Here is a 23,911-nt window from a genome sequence, read left to right on the forward strand (position 1 = left end):
GCGCGCAGCCGCTTGCGCGGGCGATGGAAGCCCCTGCGAGCTGCCGCTCGGCCCGGCGCAGCGTTACTTCTGCTTCCAGCTGCCGCCGCTCTGGTACCACCAGCCGCTGCGGGCACTTTCCGCCCACTGCTTGGCGAATACCTCACGGATCTGGCTTTCCCACTCCGGGTGCCCATTGGCCACGGCCACTTCGCGATAGACGGCGTTGCGGTCGCGATTGTCCTCGGCCACCGCCTGCTGGATGCTGGCGCGATCCTTCAGCGGCAGTTTGGCCGCGTCGCGGACGACAATGGTGCCGTCGCTGGCGAAGCCCAGCGCACCGGCATCAAAACCGGCCCGCAGGGTGCTGTTGAAACGCGCCGCCATCCTGGCCTGGATCGCCTGGATGGCCGGGGTCTTGATGCTGATGTCCGGCGACTGCGCGTGGGCGCTGCCGATCCCCACCACCGCGTACAGGTCGACGCGCGAGGCCAGTTGGCGCAGCGACGAGGTGGTCCCATCGATCATCGCGGACGGACCGCCTTGCTTGTTATCGCCGGCCTCTTCCACGGGCGGGGTCGCAGTGGCTTCATCGCCGATGACCTTGTCGACAAACTCCCGCGCCGCTTCGCGCGCTTCGGCGGCGGGAAAATAAACGTTGATGGTTACGCATGCCGTGACCATCACGGCGGCAACCGGAATTCCCATCAAACGACGCATGGTGTATCTCCTGGGGGGCACCCGAAATTATGACTCGACGGTACGCTAGTCGACCACCGCTTTCACCTCTCCCTTGCCGACCGCGGCCAGGCGCTCGACCAGCGTCGGCCAGTCCACCCGGCGATTGAAACCCAGCACGGTCAAGCGCGGCACGCCCGAGCCTTCCACGAGCACGAAGCCATCGCCGGCCGGTGCAAGGCCTTGCATGGTGCAGACCTCGTTGGCCAGCTTGCAGCCGATACCCAGGCGCGAGTAGCCGAAATCATCGAAGAAGCCGATCAGTTGCGATTGCAGCGAGTTCACGAACGACGCGTTGCCGACGCTGGTGAGGTCCTGGACCGCACGCTGGCTGATGCGCTGGCGCACGCCGCGGTGGCGATCGGTGACCAGCCACGCGTCGAACGCAACCGCTTCCCAGCCCACCAGCCGCAATTCGGCGATGCTGCCGTCGAGCTTGCCGCTGATGCTGCCAAAATCGAACGCGCCGGTGAGCGCGGTGAGGTCGATGTCGTCGAGCACGATGTCGGCGGACAGGGTCGGGAGAACGCCGAAGGGACGCTCCATCGACAGTGCCGAGACACCGACCCGGCCGCCGAACAGCTGCATCTCCAGGCCACCGTCGAGGATCAGCTTTTCGTCGCGGTAGTGGGCGTCGGGAATGCTGCCGCTCAGGGTGCCGGCAAAGGCTGGCCAGTCCAGCGCTTCCGACAACCGGGCCACATCCACGTCCTCCAACGCCACGCCAAAGCGCAACGCAGCACCGTCGGCATCCAGTGGCGGTCGCAGCAGCAGGTGGTTCAGCAGCACGTTTCCGCCCAGCAGGGGGACGGCCACCGCCTCACGCAGCTGCAGGTTGCCGCCCTCGCTGCGGAAAGGCAGGCGGCCCGGCCCCAGCGCCATCCCGTGCAACGTGCCGCCACTCCAGTGCAGCGCGCTGTTGACCGGGGTGTTGGAGGACAGTTCGACATTGCCATCCAGGCCGGCGAAGGAGAAGCGGCCATCCGCGTCCTTCAGGCTCGCCCCGGACAGGCGCAGATCGGCCTCGGCCAGCTGGCCGCCGCGCATGCGCAGGGAGCCGTCGGCAGCGCCGGCGAGCGTCATCTCTCCCAGCCCGGCCATCCCCAGCCAACCGCTGAGGTAGCCGTCCCTCAGTGGCCCCAGGTTCGGCGCGCGCACGCTCAGGTCCAGCGCGTCCAGCTCATTGTCCGCGTTCAGCCCCGCGCTGCCTTCCACGGTGAGGATGCCCGGGTCGTTCCAGTACAGCTCCGGCAGCGCCCAGCCCTCACCCTCGTGGTGCGCGGCGCCGACGCGCAGATCGATCCGGCGCTGTTCCAGTGCGAGATACGTCGTGCCCCACAACAGCTCGCCGCCATCCAGCCGGCCCTCCACCAGGATCAGATCCGCGTCGCCCAGACGCGCATCGACGTCGATCGTTGCATCGAGATCCGCCGCGGCGATGCTGCCGTCTTCGGTATCCAGGCCGGCACCGCGAAGCGCCACCGGACCGCTGATCCGCAGCGGCTGATCGTCAACGGCGCGCACGGTCAGGCGCGCATCAGCCTCGCCCGCACCGATCACCGCCGCCGGCCACGCCTGCGACAGCAGGGCCTGGGTCCAGACCAGCGGAATGCGGGTCAGGTCGATCCGGGTCGCATCCGGGGCCGCGGCCTCGCGATGCACGCCGAGCCGGCTCGCCCCGCTCGCCAGTTCGGCATCAATGTCCATCGCGTCGACCGCAATCGACAGCTGCATCGGCGCGGCACTGCCGCTGCGGACCTCGCCGTCGCACGCCCATGCCAGGGAATCCTTGCGCTGCAGCCGGCAGCGCCAGTCCAGGTCGTCGAAAATGTAGCCCAGCGAGGGCGAATCGATCCGCCTGACCCGCAGCCGCAATTCACCGTGTCGGGCGCCGGCAGGCCAGAACAATCGCACGCTCACGTTGTCGAGTTCAGCGATCGCCGAATCGATGCGATCGATCTGCGCGGTCAGGGTGCGCGCCTGCGCATGCCCACAGGCCAGCATGAGCATGAAAGCGAGCAGTAACAGCGTCCGTGCAGCTATCCACCGAGCGCGCGCGCGTCGTCGAAACACGCCGTTCGACAGGGGCGATGGCGGCGGCGATAGTAGCGGCGCGAGCATCGTTGCAGCATACCCAGCGGAGCCAGTGATTCCGATGAACGAACCACGCGGACTGCCTCGAATCCTGCTGGTGGAGGACGAGCCGACGAGTGCCGCCTTCCTCGCCACAGCCGCGCGCGAGACCCCGGCGAAGGTCGATATCGCTGCGGACGTGGCAACCGGGCTCGCCATGGGTCGCAGTAACACCTACCAGTTGTGGATGTTCGACGCCACGCTTCCCGACGGCAGCGGGAGTGAACTCCTGCGTCGGCTCCGGACTGACGCGCCGGGGGTACCGGCGATTGCGCACACCGCCAGCGACGATCCCTCGCAACTGGCTGCTCTGGCCGCCGCCGGCTTCATCGAGGTGTTGCGCAAGCCGCTGCCGACGGCAGAAGTGCAGGCCGCGGTGCGCCGCGCGTTGGGCTTGCCGGCGCGATCTGCCGCCACGGAGCCTCGCACCGCGGACGCAGCGCCTCCGCTGTGGGACGATCGCGCCGCCGCGGTCGCGCTCAATGGCAATGACGAGCATGTCGCCACCTTGCGCGGCTTGTTCCTCGACGAGTTGCCGCAGGCCTGCGAGCGGATCGCCGGCGCTGCGCGCGCCGGCAATTTCGACACGGTCGGTGCCGAGTTGCACCGGCTGCGCGCCAGTTGCGGGTTCGTGGGCGCCGCGAAACTGGGCACCGTGGTGAAACTGCTGCAAGGCGATCCGTCCAGCCGCGTCTTGATGGAGACCTTCCAGGAGGCGGCGCAGGAGACTCTGAACCGACCGCCGGTGGCGACCGCAGCCGGCAGCTAGTCGGGCGTCGACCCGCGAATGGGCATGCCCGCAAGCATTTCCCAGGACTTGAGGCCGCGCGGGCCCAGATGGTGGGCGAGCACCGTGCGCAGGACGCGCCGCAGGCCGGGCAGGTCCTCCGCATCGGGCACGCCGTCGCTCGCCAGGCACAGCAGGCCCCGCCCGGACGCCGCACGGCTGCGATCCCCATGGCCACGGTCGCTAAGCACCCGCTGCGGCCCCTGCTCCGGATCGACCCGATAACGCGCGGCCGGATCGATGGGATCGCCCTCGCCGTCCTGGCTCCAGTCAAACCCCACACCCAACGCTTCCAGCAGGTCGCGCTCGAAGCGGCGCAGGGTCCAGGCCAGCGGCGCCTCGGCACGCAGGCGCTCGCGGGTCACCGCGTAGGCAACGAACAGGTCCGGCTGGGGTTCGCCACGCGGCGTCAGCCGCAAGGTCAGCTCGTTGATGTAGAAGCCGGCCAGCATTGCGTCGCCGATCAGGCGCGGCGCCGCATCAAGCGCCTCCGCCGATCGCAATTGCGCCAGCTCGCCCTGTTGCACGGCGTCGAGACGGATCGACTGCAAGGGCTGCAGGGCGGCACGCAGGGGATGGCGCTTGGCCCCACGCACGCCACGAGCGACCAGGCCGATGCGGCCGTGGTTCGCACTGAGCACCTCGACCAGCAGGCTCGTTTCGCGCCAGGCCCGCGCATGCAGCACAAAGGCAGGCTCATCACTCAGGCGCATGGCTGCAGATCCGGCGCCGCGTGGCCATTGCGGCCGCGGCGCAGCGGGCTATTCGTGGTAGCCGAAGGCGCGCAGCGCAGCTTCATCGTCCGACCAACCCTCGCGGACCTTGACCCAGGTTTCCAGGAATACCTTGGAACCGAACAGCTGCTCCATCTGGACCCGTGCGCGCGCGCCGATCTCGCGCAGGCGCTCGCCCCCCTTGCCGATCACGATCGCCTTCTGGCCGTCGCGCTCGACCCAGATGACCGCGCCGATCCGCAGCAGCTTGCCGTCGACGATGAAGCGCTCGATCTCGACCGTAGTCGCGTAGGGGAGCTCATCACCCAGTTGACGCATCAGCTGTTCACGGACCATCTCGCCCGCGAGGAAGCGCTGGCTCTTGTCGGTGATCTCGTCTTCTTCGTAGATGGCCGCCTGCTCGGGCATCAGGCCGAGCAACTGCTTGACCAGCGCCTCCAGCCCCTTGCGCTTGAGCGCGGAGACCGGGTGCACGCCGGCGAAATCGCGCCCCTCGGACACCTTCGCCAGATACGGCAGCAGCTCGGTCTTGTCCTTCAGGCGATCGACCTGGTTGACCACCAGGACCACCGGCACGCCGGCGTGGTGCAGCGCCTGATAGGCGAACGTGTCCGCGTCCTCCCACTTGCCGGCACGGACGACCAGCATCGCCGCGTCCACGCCTTCCAGCGCCCCGCGTGCGGCCCGGTTCATCCAGCGGTGCATGGCGGTCGCGGTCGACTTGCCCTGGTCCTGGTGCAGCCCGGGGGTATCGACCAGCAGCAGTTGCCCGTCGGGGAATGACGCGATGCCGAGCAAGCGGTGGCGGGTGGTCTGCGGCCGCGAGGAGACGATGCTCACCTTGGCGCCGACGAGGGCGTTGGTCAGGGTGGATTTGCCGACGTTGGGCCGGCCGATGACGGCGACGTGGCCGCTGCGGTGCGTAGGGTTCATCGGGTGATTGTAGTGGCTGGCGGCGGAACCGCGGGCAACGGCGGTGCTTTGACCCGTGATCGTCTGACCGCGCCTATTGAACGCCGATTGCAGCCAGCGCCGACTCCGCGGCCACCTGCTCTGCCGCGCGACGCGAGTGGCCTTCGCCTTCGGTCACCAGCGCCGGGCTGCCCAGGGTGCAGATTACCCGGAACACCTTGGCGTGCTCCTCGCCTGTTTCGGCCACCAGCTCGTATACCGGCAAGGGCTTCTGGCGGCCCTGCAGCCACTCCTGCAGGCGGGTCTTGGCGTCCTTGCCGACCTTGTGCGGCGGCGGCAGCGCGCCCATGGGCTCGGCAAACCACGGCACCACCACCGCGCGGCAGGCTTCGAAGCCGGCGTCCAGATAGATTGCCGCGATGACCGCCTCCAGCGCATCGGCAAGGATCGAGTCGCGACGATGGCCGCCGGTCTTCATCTCCCCCGGCCCCATCGTCAGGCGCTCGCCCAGTGCCAGGGCGCGGGCGACCGTCGCCAGTGAGGACTCGCGCACCAGCTCGGCGCGGCCGCGGGTCAACGCACCTTCGTCAGCGCCCGGCCAGTGCCGGTAGAGCGCCTCGGCGATGAACAGGTTGACCAGTCCGTCGCCGAGGAACTCCAGGCGCTCGTTGTGCGGCGATCCCGCACTGCGATGGGTCAGCGCCCGGGCCAGCAGCGCAGGCTCGGCAAACGTGTGGCCGATGAGGTCCTTCACCGGCGCGCGACGCTCAATAGCCGGCACCACCGCGACGCAGTTCCTTCTCGGTGCTGAAATTGCCGACCACATCGAGGTTGGCGATCAGCGGCTTGCGCACCTCGTAATCGACGGTGATCAGGTAGCCCGCATCCTTGCGCACGACCTTGATGTCGGCCGGCTTGACGTTCTCGGAGTAGTTGATGTTCATGCGGCGGAAAAACATGTCCTTGATCCGCGCGGGGGTCTCGTCGACCACGCCCGGCTCCTTGGCGATCCCTTCCAGGGACTGCTTGACGGCGTAGTACTCGGTGTACATCGGGATGACCTTCATGCCCATGTAGATGAACACCCCGGCCACGCCGAGCACGATGATGAAACCGACCAAGGTGATGCCGCTTTGTGCACGCTTCATATCGAATTGCTCCCCAGTGATTAGTCCAGCGCGCACCGTCAATGACACGCGCAAATCCGCTTCATGCAGCCGCCCGCCCGATGGCCGCACGCCCGCCGCTGCATGCCCCGCAGCGGCGCCCTACAGCCGTACGCCCCGTTGCTAGCGAATCCGCTCGCCGACCCGGGAGAAGTCCACCCCGCCGTCGAAATTCATCCAGATCAGGAACGCCTTGCCGCGCAGGTTCTGCTCCGGCAGGGTGCCCCAATAGCGGCTGTCTTCGCTGTTGTCGCGATTGTCCCCCATCACGAAATACTGGCCTTCCGGCACCGTCCACTCACCCTCGGCAGGATCGCGGAACGGCAGTCCCGTGCGCTCCAGCACCAGGTGCGTGCGATCACCCACCTGCTCACGCAGCTCGGTGGCACCGGTCATCTCCGAGCCGTTGCCACGTCCCTGATACGGGCCGATCTCTTCATACACCATCGGCGTGCCGTTGACGAAGACCTGGTTGTCGCGATAGCCGATGCGATCGCCGGGCAAACCCATCACGCGCTTGATCCAGTCCTGGTCGGGATGGTGCGGCGGCCGGAACACCACGACGTCACCGCGCTGTGGCTCGCCGATGCCAACCACCTTCTTGTTCGTGATCGGCAGGCGCAGGCCGTAGGAGAACTTGTTGACCAGGATGAAGTCGCCGGTCAACAGCGTCGGCATCATCGAATTGGACGGAATCCGGAAGGGTTCGGCGATGAAGCTGCGCAACACCAGCACCGCCAGCAGCACTGGGAAGAACGCCTTGGCGTAGTCCACGTACCAGGGCTCGCTGCCGTCATCGAGCAGGCCGCGGTAGTCGGCGCGGCGCCTTGCCAGCACCAGCTTGTCCAGCAGCCAGATCAGCCCGGAGGCGAGGGTAAGCGCCACCAGGGCAATTTCGAACCAACGCATGGTTTTTCCTTGTTGTGCTTCGTTGACGACTGCTGACGGCTGACGCTTACTTGTTGTCCTGCTGCAGGACCGCCAGGAACGCTTCCTGCGGGATTTCCACGTTGCCGACCTGCTTCATGCGCTTCTTGCCGGCCTTCTGTTTCTCGAGCAGTTTCTTCTTGCGCGAAATGTCGCCACCGTAGCACTTGGCCAGCACGTTCTTGCGCATCGCCTTGACCGTGCTGCGCGAGATGATCTGCGAGCCGACCGCAGCCTGGATCGCCACGTCGAACATCTGGCGTGGGATCAGTTCGCGCATCTTCTCGCAGATCTCCCGGCCACGGCGATCGGCATGCGCGCGGTGGGTGATGATGCTCAGCGCATCGACCTTGTCGCCGTTGATCAGCGTATCAACGCGCACGAACGGGCCGGCCTGGAAGCGCTCGAACTGGTAGTCCAGCGAGGCGTAACCCCGCGAAACCGACTTCAGGCGGTCGAAGAAGTCCAGCACCACCTCGCTCATCGGCAACTCGTAGCTGATCTGGACCTGGCTGCCCATGTAGGTGATCCCGAGTTGGTTGCCGCGCTTCTCCTCGCACAGGGTGATCACGTTGCCAACGTAATCGGGCGGGGTGAGGATATTGGCGCGGATGATCGGCTCGCGGATCTCCTCGGTCAGGTTCGCCGCCGGCAGTTTGGCCGGGTTGTCCAGCGAAACGATGGTCCCGTCCGTCTTGAGCACTTCATAGACGACGGTCGGCGCGGTGCTGATGAGGTTGAGATCGTACTCGCGCTCCAGGCGCTCCTGCACGATTTCCATGTGCAGCATGCCCAGGAAGCCGCAACGGAAACCGAAGCCCATGGCCTCGGAGGATTCGGGTTCGAAGCGCAACGCGGCGTCGTTCAGGCGCAGCTTGTCCAGCGCCTCGCGCAGGTCAGGGTAGTCGTCCGCATCGACCGGAAACAGGCCGGCGAACACGCGCGGCTGCATTTCCTGGAAGCCCGGGAGCGGTGAAGGCGCGGGATCGGCGAGCAGCGTCAGGGTGTCACCGACCGGCGCGCCATGGACGTCCTTGATGCTGGCATTGATCCAGCCCACCTCACCGGCGCGCAGGATCGGCATGTCCTTGCGCTTGGGGGTGAACACACCGACCTTGTCAACCAGATGCCAGCGGCCGGTCGACATGACGAGGATCTTGTCACCGGGCTTGATCTCGCCCTGCATCACCCGCACCAGCGAGACGACGCCCAGATAATTGTCGAACCACGAATCGATGATCAGCGCCTGCAGCTTGTCGGTATCGCGCGGTTTGGGCGGCGGGATGCGGGTGACGATTGCCTCCAGCACTTCCTCCACGTTGAGGCCGGTCTTGGCGCTGATGGCCACCGCGTCGCTGGCATCGATGCCGATGACCGCTTCGATCTCTTCCTTCGCGCGCTCGACATCGGCCGTGGGCAGGTCGATCTTGTTGATCACCGGAATCACTTCCAGGCCCTGCTCGACGGCGGTGTAGCAGTTGGCCACCGATTGCGCCTCAACGCCCTGGGCGGCATCCACCACCAGCAGTGCACCCTCGCAGGCCGCCAGCGAGCGGCTGACCTCGTAGCTGAAGTCGACGTGGCCCGGCGTGTCGATGAAGTTCAGGTGATAGGTCTTGCCATCGCGCGCGGTGTAGGGAACCGACACCGACTGCGACTTGATGGTGATGCCCCGCTCGCGCTCGATCGGGTTGTTGTCCAGGACCTGGGACTCCATCTCGCGGGCCGTCAGGCCACCGCACATCTGGATCAGGCGGTCGGCCAGGGTCGACTTGCCATGGTCGACGTGGGCAATGATGGAGAAGTTGCGGATCTGCTGCATGCGGTCGGCGATGGGCCCGGGGCCAGTTAAGTCAACACGCGATTATCGCATAAGCGCTCCCGCCCTCCGCGGCCATGATGCCGCAGGGGCGGGAAGCGGGATGCAGCTGCCGCGGGCTCAGCCCTTGGGGACGGTGACCGCGATGAACTGGGTCGTGCCGCCGCGCTGCACCAGCAGCATCAGGGTGTCGCCGGGCTTCGCCGCGGCCAGCCTACGGTCCAGCTCCGCCGGGCTGCCGACGCTGTCGCGACCGATCGCGACGACGACGTCGCCCGGGCGCAGCCCGGCTTCGCGCGCGGCGTCCGCATCAACCCCGGCCAGCATGACGCCCTCGTCATCGTCCAGACCCAGCTGCTTGCGCTGCGCCGGCGTCAGGTCGCGGGCTGTCAGGCCAAGCGCGTTGGAGCCCGGGGTCTGCTGGGCGGGAGCACCCGGGCTGCCGCGGCGCGGACCGGCCGCGGCCGCCGACTCGTCACCGCCAATCACCACGTTGATGGAGCGCAGCTTGCCAGCGCGGAACACTTCAAGCTTCGCCTTGGTCCCCGGGGCCAGCGCGCCGACGATCGGCGGCAGGTCGCTGACGTCCTTGATGACGGTGCCATTGAACGAGCGGATCACGTCCATGCGCTCGATACCGGCTTTTTCCGCCGCGCTGCCGGGCTGGACATTGGCCACCATCGCGCCCTGGTTGTCGGGCAGGTTGATTGCCTTCGCCGTCTCGCTGGTCACCGGCTGCATGATCACGCCCAGCATGCCCCGGCTGACCTTGCCGGTGGTCTTGATCTGGTCCACCGCACTCATCGCCAGGTCGATCGGGATCGCGAAGCTGACCCCCATGAAACCGCCCGAGTTGGAGAAGATCTGCGAATTGATGCCGACCACCTCGCCGGAGGTGTTGAGCAGCGGGCCGCCGGAGTTGCCGCGGTTGATCGCCACGTCGGTCTGGATGAACGGAACGTACTGCTGGCCGGAATAGGGATTGGACCGCCCCACCGCGCTGACGATGCCGGCGGTGACCGAGTGATCCAGGCCAAAGGGCGATCCGATGGCGACCACCCACTGCCCGGCCTCCACCGAGGTCGAGCTGCCCGGGCGCAGCCAGCGCAGGCCATCGGCCTGGATCTTCAACACCGCCACGTCGTACTGCTCGTCGCTGCCGATGACCTCGGCCTCGAACTCGCGGCGGTCCGAGAGGGTGACGGTGACCTTGTCGGCGCCATCGATGACGTGGAAGTTGGTGAGTACGTAGCCGTCATCGGAGATCACGAAGCCACTGCCCATCGATGTGCTCCCGCGCTGCGGACCCGAACCGCCGGGCGCGCCGGGCATGGGCATGCCGAAGTGGCGGAACAACTCCTCGAAACCGTCCGGCATCTGCGGGCCGCCGGAGCGGCCCCTGCGCGGCGCCGTTTCCGCACTGATGTTGACCACCGCCGGCCCGACCTGTTTGACCAGCTGGCTGAAGTCCGGCAGGCCGGTGACGATGGGTGTCGGCGCGGCCGGTGTCACCGCCTGGGCGGCGACGGGAATCGACTCAGCGGCGGGAACCGGGGTCTGCTGCGCCGTGCAGGCCAGCGGCAAGGCCGCGGCAAGCGCGCCAAGCAGGAAAATCGAGCGGAGCGGATAGGGCATGGGTCGGCCTCGTGTTGCGAAAACAGGAATCAGTGACGGATGGCTGTGCCGGCAGACGGCTCGGGCAGCAAGTGCGAAGTGGGTAACGGTTCCCGCTCGACCGCCCCGGAAACCGGGTCAATGCGCAGGGTGGCGGGTTCGAATGGGTAGAAGGAGATGGGAACCCCGGCTTCATTGCCACCGCTGAAGCCGACGGTCATGCCGGCATTGGCGGGGAATCCCGGCACGGCCGCTCGCGGCCATGGCCTGGATGCAATGGCGTCGGGCGTGAACGGACGCACGCGCGCAGCGTCGGCAGTGGCCGGCACAGGCTTGGACTGCCCGGGTGCCGGACGAGCCAGCACCGCCAGCGAAGCATCCGGGCTCGCTGCCGGGCGTGAGTTGGACACGGCGCGGGCTACCGACGGCTGGCGACGTTCGCCGCGGCGCGATACGTCGCGTGAGCCCGATGCCAGCGCCGAAGCTGCCAGGGCTGCAGCCGTCGCGCCGGTCTGGAGGGTGGCGCCCTCGTCGGGCGCGGTGATCTCCGACCCCGTTCCGGTGCCAGCGATCAACGGTGCGGCAGAATCGACGGATGCCGCGGCACCTGCGGTGGAGGCAAGCTCCCGACCCGTGGGCGCATCCGCCGCCGGATCTTCGCCGTCCAGCATCGGACGTGCTACGAAGAGCGCCGCGATGGCGACCGATGCCGCCAGAGCGCCGCCCAGCCAGCGCGGCTGGTTACGCACGGGGCGGCGCGGGGTCCGGAGGTCCGTCAACACCGCGTGTTCCTGTTCCCGCTCAACCGCGGCCATGACCCGATCGGCGAACCCCGACGGTGCCGGTGCGACGCCGTCCCCTCTCAGCACGTCGCCAGCCAGTTGCCAGCGGCCACATGCCTCGCCCCAACCCGCATCCTGGCCGAGCCGCTTCAACGCAAAGCGCGCCTCGTCGGGGCCGAGCTGGCCATCGAAAAGGGCGCTCAGCTCCCCGGCCTTGGCATCACCGTGGTTGTTTGATATCAGCGTGTTCGACATCAGTGTTTCCGCTCCTGGGAATCGGGTACGGCGTCAAGCAGGGGGCGCAGCTCCTGATCGATTGCGTCACGTGCGCGGAAAATCCGCGAGCGCACGGTGCCGATCGGGCACCCCATCTTTTCAGCAATCTCTTCGTAGCTCAGCCCGTCGACTTCGCGCAGGGAAATCGCTTCCCGCAGCTCGGCCGGCAACCCTTCGACCACGCGAAGCACCAGTTGTTCCACCTGCTGGCGCATCAGTTCACGTTCCGGGGTGTCGTTGTCGCGCAGGCGGATCGCGGAATCGAACTGCTCGGCGTCGTCGACATCGATGTCCGCGCCCGGCGGACGGCGCTTCTGCGCGACCAGGTGGTTCTTGGCGGTATTCACTGCGATCCGGTGCAACCATGTATAGAACTGCGCGTCTCCACGGAAGTTCGGCAACGCCCGGTAGGCGCGCATGAACACGTCCTGCGCCACATCCTGGCATTCGCTCCAATCGGCGATGTAGCGTCCGATCAGCGCCACGATCCGGTGCTGGTACTTGCGTACCAGGGCATCGAATGCGGTGCTGTCGCCCTGCTGCACACGCCTGACCAGTTCCTGGTCGAAATCATTCTCGGCCATACCGCGCGCCGGCACTCCTGGTCAGCTCGGCCTTGGCCGAACAGTGGGACAACCCTTTCGGGGAGAAAGTTCCTTTGACTACCGTTGGGGCGGCGTGGCGTGCCTGCAAGCGCACCCCATCGTCATCGGCCGCGCGCTCGCCGTGGCGGAGTGTTCACAACACGCATTTGACGCCGGTGAAACAACCTCGGGATGATAGCTGCCTGTTCCATACCTCAATGGATGGTGCCTGATGGCTCCCCCGACCACTCCCCTGCCCGGCTTTGACGGGTTGCGCAGCCAGCACTGGCTTGCGCAGATGCGCGACGACGGCGTCCTTGTCCTGTCCCTGGATCGTGCCGGGGAGAGCGTCAATGCGCTGTCCCAGGATGTCCTGATCGAACTCGATGCCCTGGTGGAACGCATCCAGATCGACCCGCCCAAGGGGGTGGTGTTCCGCTCGGCCAAGGACAGCGGATTCATCGCCGGCGCCGACATCAAGGAGTTCCAGGGCTTCGATCAGAAGGGAACGGTCGCCGGCGCCCTGAAGCGCGGACAGCAGGTGTTCCAGCGGGTCGCCGCGTTGCCCTGCCCGACCGTTGCGGCCATCCACGGCTTCTGCATGGGCGGCGGCAGCGAGCTCGCGCTGGCCTGCGACTACCGCGTCGCCAGCAACGATCCCTCGACCCGGATCGGCCTGCCCGAAGTGCAGCTGGGCATCTACCCGGGCTGGGGCGGCAGCGTGCGCCTGCCGCGCCTGATCGGAGCACCAGCGGCGATGGACATGATGCTGACCGGCCGCGCGGTGCGGGCCTCGGCGGCGCGCGCCAGCGGCCTGGTCGACAGGACCGTGGACAAGGCCATGCTGGTGGACGCCGCGGCGGCCATGGCGCTGAAGGGCCACCAGCGCCCACTGCGCCAGCGTTTTCTCGGCTGGGCAACCAACACCTGGCCGGCGCGTCAGGTGATCGCGCCGATGACGCTGAAGCAGGTCGCGCGCAAGGCGCCCAAGGACCACTACCCCGCGCCCTACTCGCTGGTGGCGACGTGGAAGGGCACCGGCGGCAGCCTGGACAAGCAACTGGCCGCCGAGCGTAAATCGGTGTCAAAGCTTGCCTCGACCCCGACCGCACGCAACCTGATCCGGGTGTTCTTCCTGCAGGAACGCCTGAAGAACACCGGCGGCAAGCAGCACGGCATCAGCCACGTGCACGTGATCGGCGCCGGCGTGATGGGCGGCGACATCGCCGCCTGGTCGGCCTACAAGGGTTTCCAGGTCACCTTGAACGACCGCGAGCAACGGTACATCGACGCCGCAATGACCCGCGCCGGCACGCTGTTCGCCAAGCGGGTGCGCGACGATGCCAAACGGCCGGAAGTCGCCGCGCGCTTGAAGGGCGATCTCGCCGGTGACGGCGCCGCCAAGGCCGACCTGGTGATCGAGGCGATCATCGAGGATGCCGACGCAAAGCGGGCGTTGTATGCGGACATCGAGCCACGGATGAAGGCCGACGCGCTGCTGACCAGCAACACGTCCTCCATCCCGCTGGACGAACTGCGCGACGGACTGGCGCACCAGTCGCGTTTTGCCGGCCTGCATTATTTCAATCCGGTCGCCTCGATGCCGCTGGTGGAGATCGTCCAGCACGCCGGCATTGATGAGGCGACCCGCCAGCGTCTGGCCGCGTTCTGCAAGGCGATCGGCAAACTGCCGGTGCCCGTCGCCGGTACCCCGGGGTTCCTGGTCAACCGGGTGCTGTTCCCCTACATGCTCGAAGCGGTGACGGCGTTCTCGGAAGGCATTCCCGGCGTGGCCATCGACAAGGCGGCGGTGCGCTTCGGAATGCCGATGGGCCCGATCGAACTCGTCGATACCGTCGGTCTGGATGTGGCGGCCGGCGTGGGCGCGGAGTTGTCACCCTTCCTCGGCCTCACCGTGCCGGCGGCGCTGGCGGAACAGGCAGAGCCGGGCAAGCGCGGCAAGAAGGACGGCCAGGGCCTGTACAAGTGGGAGGAAGGCAAAGCGGTCAAGCCCGACGCGCCGGAGAATTACAAGGCGCCCGACGATCTTGCCGACCGCCTGATTCTGCCGATGCTCAACGAGGCGGTCGCCTGTCTGCACGACGGCGTGGTGGCCGATGCCGACCTGCTGGATGCGGGGGTGATCTTCGGCACGGGCTTCGCCCCGTTCCGTGGTGGCCCGATACAGTACATCCGCGAGACCGGGGTGGAGTCGGTGCTGGAGCGGCTGCGCCAACTCCAGTCCCGCCACGGCGACCGCTTCGCGCCACGGCCGGGCTGGGACGCCGCGGCGCTTCGTCAGGGCTGACGGAACGTCGGACCGCAGGGCCGGTCGCAGCGCGCACCGGATTCGCGGGCGGCGCGCAGCCTCCGCCGGCAAAACCTACATCGTGTGGGTGGCGCGCTCGGCGTCGAGCGTGCCGGCAAGCAGCGCCTCGATCTTCCCCTTGACGGTCTCGCCCTCGACGCCTTCGCTGAACTGGATGCCGATGCCGGCCGGGCGGCTGCCCTGCGCACCCGCCGGTGTCACCCAGATGACCTTGCCGGCTACCGGCATGCGCTCGCCCGACTCGGGCAGCGTCAGCAGCAGGAACACCTCGTCGCCGAGGAAGTACCGGTTCGGCGTGGCCACGAATATCCCGCCGTGGCGGATGTAGGGCATGTAGGCGTTGTAGAGCCCCGCCTTGTCCTTCAGGGCCAATGACACAATGCCCTGACGGGCTCCCGATGCACTCATGCTGCTAACCCCTTGATTGTCCAGCGGTTCGGCGTGACTCGCCGGCGCGCCATGCCCGCAACAGCTCCACCAGCACCAGGTCCGAGCGGACCGTGGTGCGCATCAGTTCACGCGCCCGGTTGGCCCGGTCGAACCACTCGGTGAGACTGCGGGTACGGGCCGGATCGGTCAAGTCGCTGGCGGTACGCGCCACCGCCAGATCCGCGGCGAACTGCAGGCGCAGGTCAGCGTTGGCGTCGGCGGCCCAGCGCTGCGCGGTTTCCACCACGCCGGCCTCGCCGGTGGCCACGCGATCCAGGTCCGTCGCCACCTGCCGGCGCAGCGCCAAGGCATCGCTTTGCAGCCATTCGGCGGCCAGTCCTGGATGCCCGCGTGCGGCATCCAGGGCCTCCTCGGCCAGCGCGGCCGGGTGCCCCGAGTCCTGCAGCCAGGCCAGCGCCTCTGCGCGCGGGGGCATGCGGAATTCGATGCGCTGGCAGCGGCTGCGGATGGTCGCCGACAGGCGCGAGGGATGCGCGCTGACCAGCCACAGATAGCGGCCCGGGACCGGCTCCTCTAGCGTTTTCAACAGGGCGTTGGCACCGGCGTGGTTGATCGCTTCGGCCGGATCGATGATGGCGATCTTGGTCTGCCCGTACTGGGCGCTGAGCGTCATCTGTTCGGACAGGCGGCGGATCTGCTCGATCACGATCTCCGTGCGCGGCTTGGGCGGGCGCGCCTTGTCGTTGATCGCGAAGCTGACCTGCAGCAGGTCCGGATGGCCACTGCGACCTTGCGGAAACGCCAGCGATCCATCCGGGCGCGTCTCGACCGGATCGGCCTGGCTTCGCGAGGCGAACATGCGGCAACTGCGGCACGCGCCGCAAGCCCCGCCTTCCGCCGTCCTCTCGGTGCACAGGAGGCGGTTGGCCAGGCGCTCGGCGACGGCCAGCTTGCCCAGCCGCGCCGGCCCACAGAACAACAGAGCGTGCCCGAGTCGTCCGCTGTCCAGCGCCAGCGCGGTGCGGTCATGCACGCGTTGCTGCCAGGGCGCGAAACCGTTCATCGCAGAGCATCCCGATAAGCCAGCAAATGGGCCACCGCCTCACCCGCCACGACCGTGGCCGGCCGGCTGGCGTCGATCACCCGGAACCGCGAGTGCTCCGCGTCGGCACGCGCCAGGTAGGCACGGCGCACGCTTTCGAAAAATCCTTGGTCCTCGGACTCGATCCGGTCCACCGTGCCGCGTCCGAGCACGCGCTGCAGGCCGGTCTCGACCGGCACGTCCAGCAGCAGGGTCAGGCCCGGCACGATGCCGACCACGCGCTGCTCCAGCTCGGCGATGAAGTCGCGGTCACCGCCGCGCGCCGCCCCCTGGTAGGCGTAGCTGGCGTCGGTGAAACGATCGCTGATCACCCAACTGCCGGCCGCCAGGGCGGGCAGGATGGTTCCGCGCACGTGCTGGGCCCGGCCGGCAAACATCAGCAGCAGCTCGGTTTCAGGCGTGGGCGGCTCATGGCCGGGCGCGAGCAGCAGGTTGCGGATCTGCTCGGCCAGCGGCGTGCCACCGGGCTCGCGGGTACAGACGACCGATTCCCCGGCCGCCTCCAGCGTCTCGCGCAGCTGCGCCAGCACGGTCGATTTACCCGCGCCTTCGCCGCCTTCCAGGGTGATCAGGCGGGGCTGCAGCTGCAGAGTCACCTGGACTCTCCGGCGCGTTCCATCCCTCTCACCCGCTGCCGGTAGTTCTGCAGGTATTTGCGCACGTTGGCCTGGTGCTCCGCGAGCGTGCGGGCAAACAGGTGGCGGCCACTGCCATCGCCGATGGCGACGAAGTACAGCGAGTCCCCGGGTGCGGGATTGGCGACCGCCTGCAAGGCACCGACACCCGGCATCGCGATCGGCGTGGGTGGCAGACCGTCGCGGGTGTAGGTGTTGTACGGCGTATCGGTGGTCAGGTGCACGCGGCGGATGTTGCCGTCGTAGTCCTCGCCGATGCCGTAGATCACGGTGGGGTCGGTCTGCAGCCGCATGCCGATTTTCAGGCGGCGCTCGAACAGGCCGGCGATCTGCGGACGTTCTTCGGCAACGGCGGACTCCTTCTCCACGATCGATGCCATCACCAGCATCTCGTAGGGCGTTTTCAGCTTCGTGTCGGGATCGCGCGCCTCCCAGGCCGCAGCCAGGGCGCGCGCCATGTCGGCGTAGGCGCGGCGCAGCACGTCCAGATCACTGTCGCCGCGGCCGTAGACGTAGGTCTCCGGGAGGAAGCGTCCCTCTGGGTGTTCGCCGGGATGGCCGAGCGCTTCCATCAACTCTGCGTCGGACATCCCTGCGCTCTTCTGGACCAGCGGCGTTGCGCGGGTCAGCGCCGCCCGCATCTCGCGGATGTTCCAGCCTTCCACCAGGGTGAAGCGGTAGCGGATGGTGTCGCCCTGGCGCATGGCCACCAGCAACTGTCGCGGCGTGGTGCCCGGTTCCAGCGCGTATTCGCCCACATGCAGGCGCGACGCGGCATCCAGCTGGCGGCCGAGCAGCTGCCACTCGTAGGTCTCACCGCCCGTCACGCCTGCTGCGCGCAGGCGGTCGACCACTTTCAGCAGCGAGTCACCGCGCTCCACCGTGATGCTGCCGCCCGCCTCCACACCTCCCAGCGGGCCGTCAGCGAAGGCCTGGTAGCGTTGCCATCCAAGCGCCCCCACGGCCAGCGCAGCCACCAGCGCGGCCAACAGCAGGAACAGCACCAGTACGCCGGACCGGCGCTTGTGGGGATGACTCACGACAACTCCATCGGACCGGGTCCGCTTGGCGGCAGGGAAAACGCGGGGTGGGCAGAGGCCAGCGTGCGGCGCAGGGCCAACAGGGCCGGGTGCGGCGCCCAGGACCGATCGCCCAGCCGGCCGACCTGAAGGATACCGCGCACCGCGTTGACAAGGACCAGGGCGTCGGCGGTTTCGACATCTTCAACGGCGAGCCGGCGTTGCTGGACCGGAATCTGTTCCAGCAACCATGCGCGCATGGTGCCTTCCACGCCGCAGCGATCGACCAGCGGGGTGCTCCATCGGTCGCCGTGCAGCACGAGGACGTTGGCTGCGGTGGCGCAGACGACATCACCGTCCGTGCTGCGCATCAGGCCTTCTCTGGCCGCGCCGTCGCCCCCGGCTTCACCAGACCCCACCTCGGCGCGGGCGAGGACCTGCTCCAGCCGGTTGCAGTGCTTGATGCCGGCCAGCGCGGGCTGCAACGACAGACGGGTCCGGCACCACCTCACCGTTACAGGCGTGGTCGTCGGCGGGGGCAAGGGGTGTCGCGACAGGATCCAGACCGGCTCGGCATGCGGCGGAGGCATATATCCGCGCCCGCCACTGCCGCGTGTCAGCAGCAGCTTCACCACGCCATCGCCGCCGGACAGCAACTGCTCGGCCTCCGACCTTGCGAGTGCTTCCGGCGGCAAGGGCAGCTGCAGTCGCCCAGCGCCGCGCTGCAGCCGTTGCCAGTGACGCTCCCACCAGGGCAGCACGCCGCCCGCGCCGCGCATCGTCTCGAAGAGGCCATCGCCGTAGGCCAGCCCGCGGTTGTCGGTGGACACGTGCTGGATACGCGTTGCACCTCGAAAGATCCGGGCGGCGGCGCTCTCTGCGTCGATCAGGGTCTCGGATGCGGCCATGTGCTCAGTGTGTGCCCGCCGGATCCACCGTCACTGGCTCGTCAGCGGCACCCAGCGCACGCAGCATCCCGCGCGCCTTGGCCCGGGTCTCTTCCAGCTCAAGCCCCGGGTGGGAGTCGGCGACGATGCCCGCTCCGGTGCGGAAGCGCACCTCTCTGCCTTCCACCTCCGCGCTGCGGATCAGGATGTTCAGGTCGAGGTCGCCGTCGCGGTTGAGCCAGCCCATCGCACCGGTATAGCTGCCGCGACCCTCGCCTTCCAGCTCGGCGATGATCTGCATGCAGCGCACCTTCGGGCAGCCGGTGATGGTCCCGCCCGGAAACGTCGCGCGGATCACCTCGCCCGGCGTGACCGAGGCACGCAACCGGCCGCGCACGTTGCTCACGATGTGATGCACGTGGGCGTAGCTTTCCACCGTCATCAGCTCATCGACCTCGACGCTGCCGGCCACGCAAACGCGTCCCAGGTCGTTGCGCTCCAGGTCGATCAGCATGATGTGCTCGGCGCGCTCCTTGGGGTTGCCGACCAGCTCGCTGATCCGTGCGGCATCACCCTGGCCGGCGATGCGCGGCCGGGTTCCGGCGATCGGCCGGCTTTGCAGGACATCGCCACGCACGGACACCAGGCGCTCCGGCGAAGCGCTGACCACTGCCCAGAACGCACTGCTCGTCGCGGGCTCGGCCGCAGCATCGGCTGGCCCGGCAAACAGGCCGGCGAACGGGGCCGGGTTGTGCTGCCGCAAGCGCTGGAACAGCGCGGACGGCTCGACCGACCGTGCGAAACCCGCGGTCCAGCGGCGCGAAATATTGGCCTGGAAGACATCGCCGGCGGCGAGGTATTCAAGCACCCGCGCGGTGGCATCCAGATAACGGGACGGAGCGTCTTCAAGCACCGTCGCCGGGATCTCCCAGTCCGGCAGCGGCGGCAGTTGCGCCACTCGGGCGAGGTCCGCTGCAATGTCGTCCAGAAGCTCCACTGCGCCCGGTTCAGCGATGGCGATGCATTCGCCCGTCACGTGATCGCGCAGGACGGCCGCCGGACATCGCACCGCCCGGGCGACCGGGACGGCTCCGGGAGCTGGCGGGAGCTCAAGCACCGGCTCGATCTGGCCGGCGAGTTCGTAGCCGAGCAGCAACGCCCAGCCGCCACGGAACGGCCACGAGCATTCGATCTGTTCGACGCGTCGCTGCTGCCACGCCGCATCCAGCACGTCGAGGAAGTCGGAACCGATCGCCCGCCCGCCCTCGTCGCGTACGACGCCGTCGCGATCCAAATGGAAGGCCTCGCCACTGGAAATCAGCAGGATGTCCCAGCGACCCTGCGCGGTACCGGCGGCACTGGATTCCAGCAGCAGCGGGTAGCGCGCCGGGTCGAGCCGGTGCAGGGACAGCAGATCGATATCGGCCGGCAGCGCGCGGGTCAGCGGCGCATCGGTCAAGCCATCACCCGCGCACGCCGGTTGCAGCGCCAAGGCCCTATGCCTGCTCAGAGCCGCTTGAACACCAGGGTGCCGTTGGTCCCGCCAAAGCCGAAGCCGTTGGACATGGCGACGTCGATCTTCGCCTCACGCGCCACGTTGGGCACGTAGTCCAGGTCGCAACCCTCGCCGGGCTCATCCAGGTTGATGGTTGGCGGAATAACACCGGTCTGCAGCGCCATGACCGAGAAGATGGCCTCCGCGCCGCCGGCCGCGCCCAGCAGGTGCCCGGTCATCGACTTGGTCGAGCTGACCATCGTCTTGTAGGCGTGATCCCCAAAGGCGCGCTTGATGGCGCGCGTCTCGGCGAGATCACCCAGCGGCGTGGAGGTGCCATGCGCGTTGAGGTAGCCGACCTGCTCCGGCGTGACCCCGGCATCACTCATCGCCGCGGTCATGCAGCGGGCCGGACCGTCGCCGTCCTCGCTGGGCGCGGTCATGTGGAACGCATCGGAGGTCGCGCCGAATCCCGCCAGCTCGCAATAGATGCGGGCGCCACGCGCCCTGGCGTGCTCGTATTCCTCCAGCATCAGGATGCCGGCGCCGTCACCGAGCACGAAGCCGTCGCGGTCCTTGTCCCAGGGGCGCGAGGCACGGGTCGGGTCATCGTTGCGGGTGGACATCGCCTTCATCGAGCAGAAACCGCCCACCGACGTCGGCGAGGAGCCACGCTCACCGCCGCCGGCGAGCATGACGTCGGCATCGCCGTACTGGATCATGCGCATCGCCATCCCGATGGAATGGTTGGACGTGGCGCAGGCCGACACCGCCGAGAAGTTCGGGCCCTTGATACCGGTCAGCAGCGAGACCTGGCCCGGCAGCATGTTGATGATCGTGCTGGGCACGTAGAACGGGGAGATCTTGCGCGCCCCGCCGGCCAAAAACTTGGCGGTTTGCTCCTCGATGCCCAGGATGCCGCCGATGCCCGAACCGATCAGCGCACCGATGCGCTCGGCATTGCGTTCGGTGACCTCCAGACCCGAGTCTTCAAGCGCCATCAGCGCCGCGCCCACGCCGTAGTGGATGAAGCTGTCCATCTTCTTCGCATCCTTCGCCGGCACCCAGCGGGTGACGTCGAAGTCGCGGATCTGGCCGGCGATGGTGGTGGTGAAACCGGTGGTGTCGAAATGGGTGATCGGGCCAATGCCCGAGCGGCCATTGACGATGCCGTCCCAGCTGCTGGCAACGTCGTTGCCCAGGGGCGAGACGAGGCCGAGGCCGGTGACAACTACGCGCCTGCTGGAGGCCGGTCGATTGGACATGGAGCAACTCCGCTGGTCGACGCGCTGGCACGGAGCCCGCAAGCGCGCCGGGAAAGTCTGGGTCGTTTAAAGACACAAGGCCGCATGATGCGGCCCCGGTCTGCATTGCCTGACGCGAGGCGCCGATCCACGACCGGTCGCAACGCGTGGGCGGATTACGCCTTGACGTGCGTCGTCACGTAATCGATGGCCTGCTGCACCGAGGTGATCTTCTCGGCTTCCTCATCCGGGATCTCGCACTCGAACTCTTCCTCGAGGGCCATGACCAGCTCGACGGTATCGAGGGAGTCGGCGCCCAGGTCGTCCACGAACGAAGCGTTGTTGGTGACTTCTTCTTCCTTGACGCCAAGCTGTTCGACCACGATCTTCTTGACGCGCTCTTCGATGCTGCTCATTGGTATTTACTCCTCCCGTACGGGATATTCGATGGAATAGTGTAGTGGAATCGAAGGCCAGCGGACTATCCGGCAGGCCCTTTCACTTCGGTTTGCGCGTCCTGCGCTGCGCCATGCGGTATCAAGGCATGCGGTTCAATGCATCGGGTATCAAGGCATGTACATGCCGCCGTTGACGTGCAGGGTCTCGCCGGTGATGTACGAGGCAGCCGGTCCGGCCAGGAACGCGACCGCACGGGCGATGTCCGCTGGATCGCCGAACCGCCCGAGCGCGATCTGTCCCAGCATCGCCTCACGGCTGTCGTCGGGCAGCCCGCGGGTCATGTCGGTATCGATGAAGCCCGGCGCGACCACGTTCACGGTCACCCCGCGGCTGCCGATCTCCTTGGCCAGCGACTTGCTGAAGGCGATGATGCCCGCTTTCGCGGCGGCATAGTTGGCCTGGCCGGCGTTGCCGGTCACGCCGATCACCGAGGCAATGTTGATGATGCGGCCACTGCGCGCCTTCATCATCGAGCGCATCACGGCCTTGGAAGTGCGGTAGACGCTGCTCAGGTTGGTGTCGATGACCGCCTGCCAATCCTCGTCCTTCATCCGCAGCAACAGATTGTCTCGCGTGATGCCGGCGTTGTTGACCAGGATCGAGATCGGGCCGATGTCCTTGCCGATCGCATCGATCAGGGTAAGCGTCGCGGCGCCGTCGACCACATCGATCACCCGGCCGTGCCCGCCGGCCGCCGACAGGCGTTCGCCGATCGCATCGGCGCCGGCTTGGGAGGTCGCGGTGCCGATGACGGTCGCGCCCTGGGCGGCAAGCTCGTCGGCAATGGCGGCACCGATGCCGCGGCTGGCGCCGGTGACCAGTGCAATTTCGCCGTTGAGGGGCTGATGGCTCATAGAGGGATCCTGTACTCGCACCGGCGCAGTGCCGGTGAAGGGTGGGTTATTTCCAGTCCGCCAGGGCGGCTTCGAATTCGGCCGGCGCGCCAAGGGCGCGGGCATCAAGGGTCTTGTCGATGCGCTTGACCAGTCCGGTCAACACTTTACCGGGACCGCACTCGGCGACGGCGGTGGCGCCGTGCCCGGCCAGCGCCAGCACGCAGCGCGTCCACTGCACCGGCAGGTAGAGCTGGCGGACCAGCGCGTCACGGATCGCGTCGACGGAGTCGTTGGTTCGCGCGTCGACGTTCTGGACCACGCCCAGCGTCGGTATCGCCCAATCAAGGTCCTCCATCGCCTCGGCGAGCTGGTCGGCGGCATCGCGCATCAGCGGCGTGTGCGAGGGCACGCTGACGGCCAGCTTGATCGTCTTGCGCACGCCACGCTCGGCCAGTTGCCCCAGGGCTTCATCAACCGCTGCAGCATGACCGCCGATGACGATCTGGCCCGGCGAGTTGTAGTTGGCAGGTACCACGACCTCGCGGCCGGAGACGCTGCAGCACACCTCCTCCACCAGCGCATCGTCCGCACCGAGGATGGCGGCCATCGCGCCGGTGCCTGCGGGCGCGGCAGCCTGCATCAACTGACCACGAAGGCGTACCAAACGAGCAGCCTGCTCCAGCGGCAGCGCGTCGGCAGCGACCAGCGCGCTGTACTCGCCCAGGCTGTGCCCGGACAGGAGGCCCGGGCGCGCGCCGCCGCGGGACTGCCACACGCGCCATACCGCCACGCTTGCAGCCAGCAGCGCCGGCTGGGTGAATTCGGTCTGGTTGAGCTGCTCGCCCGCACCTTCGCGGCTCATCTCCCACAGATCGACGTCGGCACCTTGGCTGGCCTCGGCAAAGGTCTGCCGGACCAGCGGCTCCTGCGAGGCAAGCTCGGCGAGCATGCCGGCGGACTGGGATCCCTGGCCGGGAAAAACGAAGGCGATGGATGGGGACATGGTGTTTGCTGCGGCCGACCAATCAAAGCCGGCCATGATACGCGAGCACCTCGGCAAGGCG

General features: G+C 67.8%; 23 protein-coding genes. 2 read left to right on the top strand and 21 right to left on the bottom strand.

All coding sequences use genetic code 11. The annotated features are described in order from the left end of the window. Positions 1-63: 63 nt before the first annotated feature. Positions 64-699 (bottom strand): DUF1318 domain-containing protein, encoded by a 636-nt coding sequence (locus INQ42_RS09065; RefSeq protein WP_194033988.1) that lies wholly within the window; start codon positions 697-699, stop codon positions 64-66. Positions 700-744: 45 nt separating this feature from the next. Continuing rightward, complete coding sequence (locus INQ42_RS09070; RefSeq protein WP_194033989.1) at positions 745-2,727, bottom strand: translocation/assembly module TamB domain-containing protein; 1,983 nt, start codon at positions 2,725-2,727, stop codon at positions 745-747. A gap of 145 nt (positions 2,728-2,872) precedes the next feature. Here INQ42_RS09070 and INQ42_RS09075 point away from each other — a divergent pair, with 145 nt between their 5' ends. Beyond that, complete coding sequence (locus tag INQ42_RS09075; protein WP_194033990.1) at positions 2,873-3,619, top strand: response regulator; 747 nt, start codon at positions 2,873-2,875, stop codon at positions 3,617-3,619. Here the strand turns inward: INQ42_RS09075 and recO are convergent. The 9 genes from recO to rpoE form a co-directional block, all read right to left on the bottom strand. Continuing rightward, the gene (gene recO, locus INQ42_RS09080) at positions 3,616-4,350 is read right to left on the bottom strand and encodes a DNA repair protein RecO (RefSeq protein WP_194033991.1); all 735 of its coding nucleotides are present in this window, start codon (positions 4,348-4,350) and stop codon (positions 3,616-3,618) included. The two genes, INQ42_RS09075 and recO, sit on opposite strands and share 4 nt — an antisense overlap. A 48-nt stretch (positions 4,351-4,398) precedes the next feature. Beyond that, positions 4,399-5,304, bottom strand: a complete 906-nt coding sequence (era, locus tag INQ42_RS09085; RefSeq protein ID WP_194033992.1) for a GTPase Era — start codon at positions 5,302-5,304, stop codon at positions 4,399-4,401. 73 nt (positions 5,305-5,377) lie between these two features. Continuing rightward, complete coding sequence (rnc, locus tag INQ42_RS09090; protein ID WP_228064491.1) at positions 5,378-6,055, bottom strand: ribonuclease III; 678 nt, start codon at positions 6,053-6,055, stop codon at positions 5,378-5,380. Continuing rightward, positions 6,051-6,431, bottom strand: a complete 381-nt coding sequence (locus INQ42_RS09095; protein ID WP_194033994.1) for a DUF4845 domain-containing protein — start codon at positions 6,429-6,431, stop codon at positions 6,051-6,053. Before INQ42_RS09095 ends, rnc begins: the two co-directional genes overlap by 5 nt. A gap of 141 nt (positions 6,432-6,572) precedes the next feature. Beyond that, a complete protein-coding gene (gene lepB, locus INQ42_RS09100; protein WP_194033995.1) occupies positions 6,573-7,358 on the bottom strand; it encodes a signal peptidase I in 786 nt (261 codons plus the stop codon). Between the two features lie 46 nt (positions 7,359-7,404). Then, a complete protein-coding gene (lepA, locus tag INQ42_RS09105; protein ID WP_194033996.1) occupies positions 7,405-9,198 on the bottom strand; it encodes a translation elongation factor 4 in 1,794 nt (597 codons plus the stop codon). Positions 9,199-9,315: 117 nt separating this feature from the next. Further along, positions 9,316-10,830, bottom strand: coding sequence for a DegQ family serine endoprotease (locus INQ42_RS09110; protein WP_194033997.1), 1,515 nt, complete (start codon positions 10,828-10,830; stop codon positions 9,316-9,318). 29 nt (positions 10,831-10,859) lie between these two features. After that, entirely contained in the window at positions 10,860-11,846 is a 987-nt protein-coding gene (locus INQ42_RS09115; protein ID WP_194033998.1) for an RseA family anti-sigma factor, read from the bottom strand. Continuing rightward, positions 11,846-12,451: an RNA polymerase sigma factor RpoE gene (rpoE, locus tag INQ42_RS09120; protein ID WP_194033999.1), complete on the bottom strand. Its 606-nt coding sequence runs from the start codon at positions 12,449-12,451 to the stop codon at positions 11,846-11,848. The genes INQ42_RS09115 and rpoE overlap by 1 nt, the downstream gene beginning before the upstream one ends. Positions 12,452-12,683: 232 nt before the next feature. Between rpoE and INQ42_RS09125 the strand changes: the two genes are divergently transcribed. Beyond that, entirely contained in the window at positions 12,684-14,759 is a 2,076-nt protein-coding gene (locus tag INQ42_RS09125) for a 3-hydroxyacyl-CoA dehydrogenase NAD-binding domain-containing protein (protein WP_194034000.1), read from the top strand. A 75-nt stretch (positions 14,760-14,834) separates the two neighbouring features. Here the strand turns inward: INQ42_RS09125 and INQ42_RS09130 are convergent, their stop codons facing one another. From INQ42_RS09130 to fabD, 10 genes are all read right to left on the bottom strand, one after another. Then, complete coding sequence (locus INQ42_RS09130; protein WP_194034001.1) at positions 14,835-15,188, bottom strand: PilZ domain-containing protein; 354 nt, start codon at positions 15,186-15,188, stop codon at positions 14,835-14,837. A gap of 4 nt (positions 15,189-15,192) precedes the next feature. Beyond that, positions 15,193-16,233 (bottom strand): DNA polymerase III subunit delta', encoded by a 1,041-nt coding sequence (locus tag INQ42_RS09135; protein ID WP_194034002.1) that lies wholly within the window; start codon positions 16,231-16,233, stop codon positions 15,193-15,195. Then, positions 16,230-16,868 carry a dTMP kinase gene (gene tmk, locus INQ42_RS09140; RefSeq protein WP_228064333.1) on the bottom strand — a complete coding sequence of 213 codons (639 nt, stop codon included), beginning with the start codon at positions 16,866-16,868 and terminating at the stop codon, positions 16,230-16,232. The genes INQ42_RS09135 and tmk overlap by 4 nt, the downstream gene beginning before the upstream one ends. Then, the gene (gene mltG / locus INQ42_RS09145; protein WP_228064334.1) at positions 16,865-17,947 is read right to left on the bottom strand and encodes an endolytic transglycosylase MltG; all 1,083 of its coding nucleotides are present in this window, start codon (positions 17,945-17,947) and stop codon (positions 16,865-16,867) included. The genes tmk and mltG overlap by 4 nt, the downstream gene beginning before the upstream one ends. Next, positions 17,944-18,834, bottom strand: coding sequence for an aminodeoxychorismate lyase (gene pabC / locus INQ42_RS09150; RefSeq protein ID WP_194034003.1), 891 nt, complete (start codon positions 18,832-18,834; stop codon positions 17,944-17,946). The genes mltG and pabC overlap by 4 nt, the downstream gene beginning before the upstream one ends. Before the next feature lie 4 nt (positions 18,835-18,838). Continuing rightward, positions 18,839-20,272 carry an aminodeoxychorismate synthase component I gene (locus INQ42_RS09155; RefSeq protein WP_228064335.1) on the bottom strand — a complete coding sequence of 478 codons (1,434 nt, stop codon included), beginning with the start codon at positions 20,270-20,272 and terminating at the stop codon, positions 18,839-18,841. Positions 20,273-20,319: 47 nt separating this feature from the next. After that, entirely contained in the window at positions 20,320-21,573 is a 1,254-nt protein-coding gene (gene fabF / locus INQ42_RS09160; protein ID WP_194034004.1) for a beta-ketoacyl-ACP synthase II, read from the bottom strand. Between the two features lie 155 nt (positions 21,574-21,728). Then, entirely contained in the window at positions 21,729-21,968 is a 240-nt protein-coding gene (acpP, locus tag INQ42_RS09165; protein WP_036192674.1) for an acyl carrier protein, read from the bottom strand. A 150-nt stretch (positions 21,969-22,118) separates the two neighbouring features. Further along, complete coding sequence (gene fabG, locus INQ42_RS09170; RefSeq protein WP_194034005.1) at positions 22,119-22,865, bottom strand: 3-oxoacyl-ACP reductase FabG; 747 nt, start codon at positions 22,863-22,865, stop codon at positions 22,119-22,121. Between the two features lie 46 nt (positions 22,866-22,911). Beyond that, entirely contained in the window at positions 22,912-23,850 is a 939-nt protein-coding gene (gene fabD, locus INQ42_RS09175) for an ACP S-malonyltransferase (protein WP_194034006.1), read from the bottom strand. Between the last annotated feature and the right edge of the window lie 61 nt (positions 23,851-23,911).

This window comes from Lysobacter avium, assembly GCF_015209745.1.
Taxonomy (GTDB): domain Bacteria; phylum Pseudomonadota; class Gammaproteobacteria; order Xanthomonadales; family Xanthomonadaceae; genus Novilysobacter; species Novilysobacter avium.

Excerpts from the sequence above, each read along its gene's own strand:
- INQ42_RS09065 (WP_194033988.1), bottom strand. The coding sequence starts at position 699 with ATGCGTCGTTTGATGGGAATTCCGGTTGCCGCCGTGATGGTCACGGCA.
- INQ42_RS09070 (WP_194033989.1), bottom strand. The coding sequence starts at position 2,727 with ATGCTCATGCTGGCCTGTGGGCATGCGCAGGCGCGCACCCTGACCGCG.
- INQ42_RS09075 (WP_194033990.1), top strand. The coding sequence starts at position 2,873 with ATGAACGAACCACGCGGACTGCCTCGAATCCTGCTGGTGGAGGACGAG.
- recO (WP_194033991.1), bottom strand. The coding sequence starts at position 4,350 with ATGCGCCTGAGTGATGAGCCTGCCTTTGTGCTGCATGCGCGGGCCTGG.
- era (WP_194033992.1), bottom strand. The coding sequence starts at position 5,304 with ATGAACCCTACGCACCGCAGCGGCCACGTCGCCGTCATCGGCCGGCCC.
- INQ42_RS09095 (WP_194033994.1), bottom strand. The coding sequence starts at position 6,431 with ATGAAGCGTGCACAAAGCGGCATCACCTTGGTCGGTTTCATCATCGTG.
- lepB (WP_194033995.1), bottom strand. The coding sequence starts at position 7,358 with ATGCGTTGGTTCGAAATTGCCCTGGTGGCGCTTACCCTCGCCTCCGGG.
- lepA (WP_194033996.1), bottom strand. The coding sequence starts at position 9,198 with ATGCAGCAGATCCGCAACTTCTCCATCATTGCCCACGTCGACCATGGC.
- INQ42_RS09110 (WP_194033997.1), bottom strand. The coding sequence starts at position 10,830 with ATGCCCTATCCGCTCCGCTCGATTTTCCTGCTTGGCGCGCTTGCCGCG.
- INQ42_RS09115 (WP_194033998.1), bottom strand. The coding sequence starts at position 11,846 with ATGTCGAACACGCTGATATCAAACAACCACGGTGATGCCAAGGCCGGG.
- rpoE (WP_194033999.1), bottom strand. The coding sequence starts at position 12,451 with ATGGCCGAGAATGATTTCGACCAGGAACTGGTCAGGCGTGTGCAGCAG.
- INQ42_RS09125 (WP_194034000.1), top strand. The coding sequence starts at position 12,684 with ATGGCTCCCCCGACCACTCCCCTGCCCGGCTTTGACGGGTTGCGCAGC.
- INQ42_RS09130 (WP_194034001.1), bottom strand. The coding sequence starts at position 15,188 with ATGAGTGCATCGGGAGCCCGTCAGGGCATTGTGTCATTGGCCCTGAAG.
- INQ42_RS09135 (WP_194034002.1), bottom strand. The coding sequence starts at position 16,233 with ATGAACGGTTTCGCGCCCTGGCAGCAACGCGTGCATGACCGCACCGCG.
- pabC (WP_194034003.1), bottom strand. The coding sequence starts at position 18,834 with ATGGCCGCATCCGAGACCCTGATCGACGCAGAGAGCGCCGCCGCCCGG.
- fabF (WP_194034004.1), bottom strand. The coding sequence starts at position 21,573 with ATGTCCAATCGACCGGCCTCCAGCAGGCGCGTAGTTGTCACCGGCCTC.
- acpP (WP_036192674.1), bottom strand. The coding sequence starts at position 21,968 with ATGAGCAGCATCGAAGAGCGCGTCAAGAAGATCGTGGTCGAACAGCTT.
- fabG (WP_194034005.1), bottom strand. The coding sequence starts at position 22,865 with ATGAGCCATCAGCCCCTCAACGGCGAAATTGCACTGGTCACCGGCGCC.
- fabD (WP_194034006.1), bottom strand. The coding sequence starts at position 23,850 with ATGTCCCCATCCATCGCCTTCGTTTTTCCCGGCCAGGGATCCCAGTCC.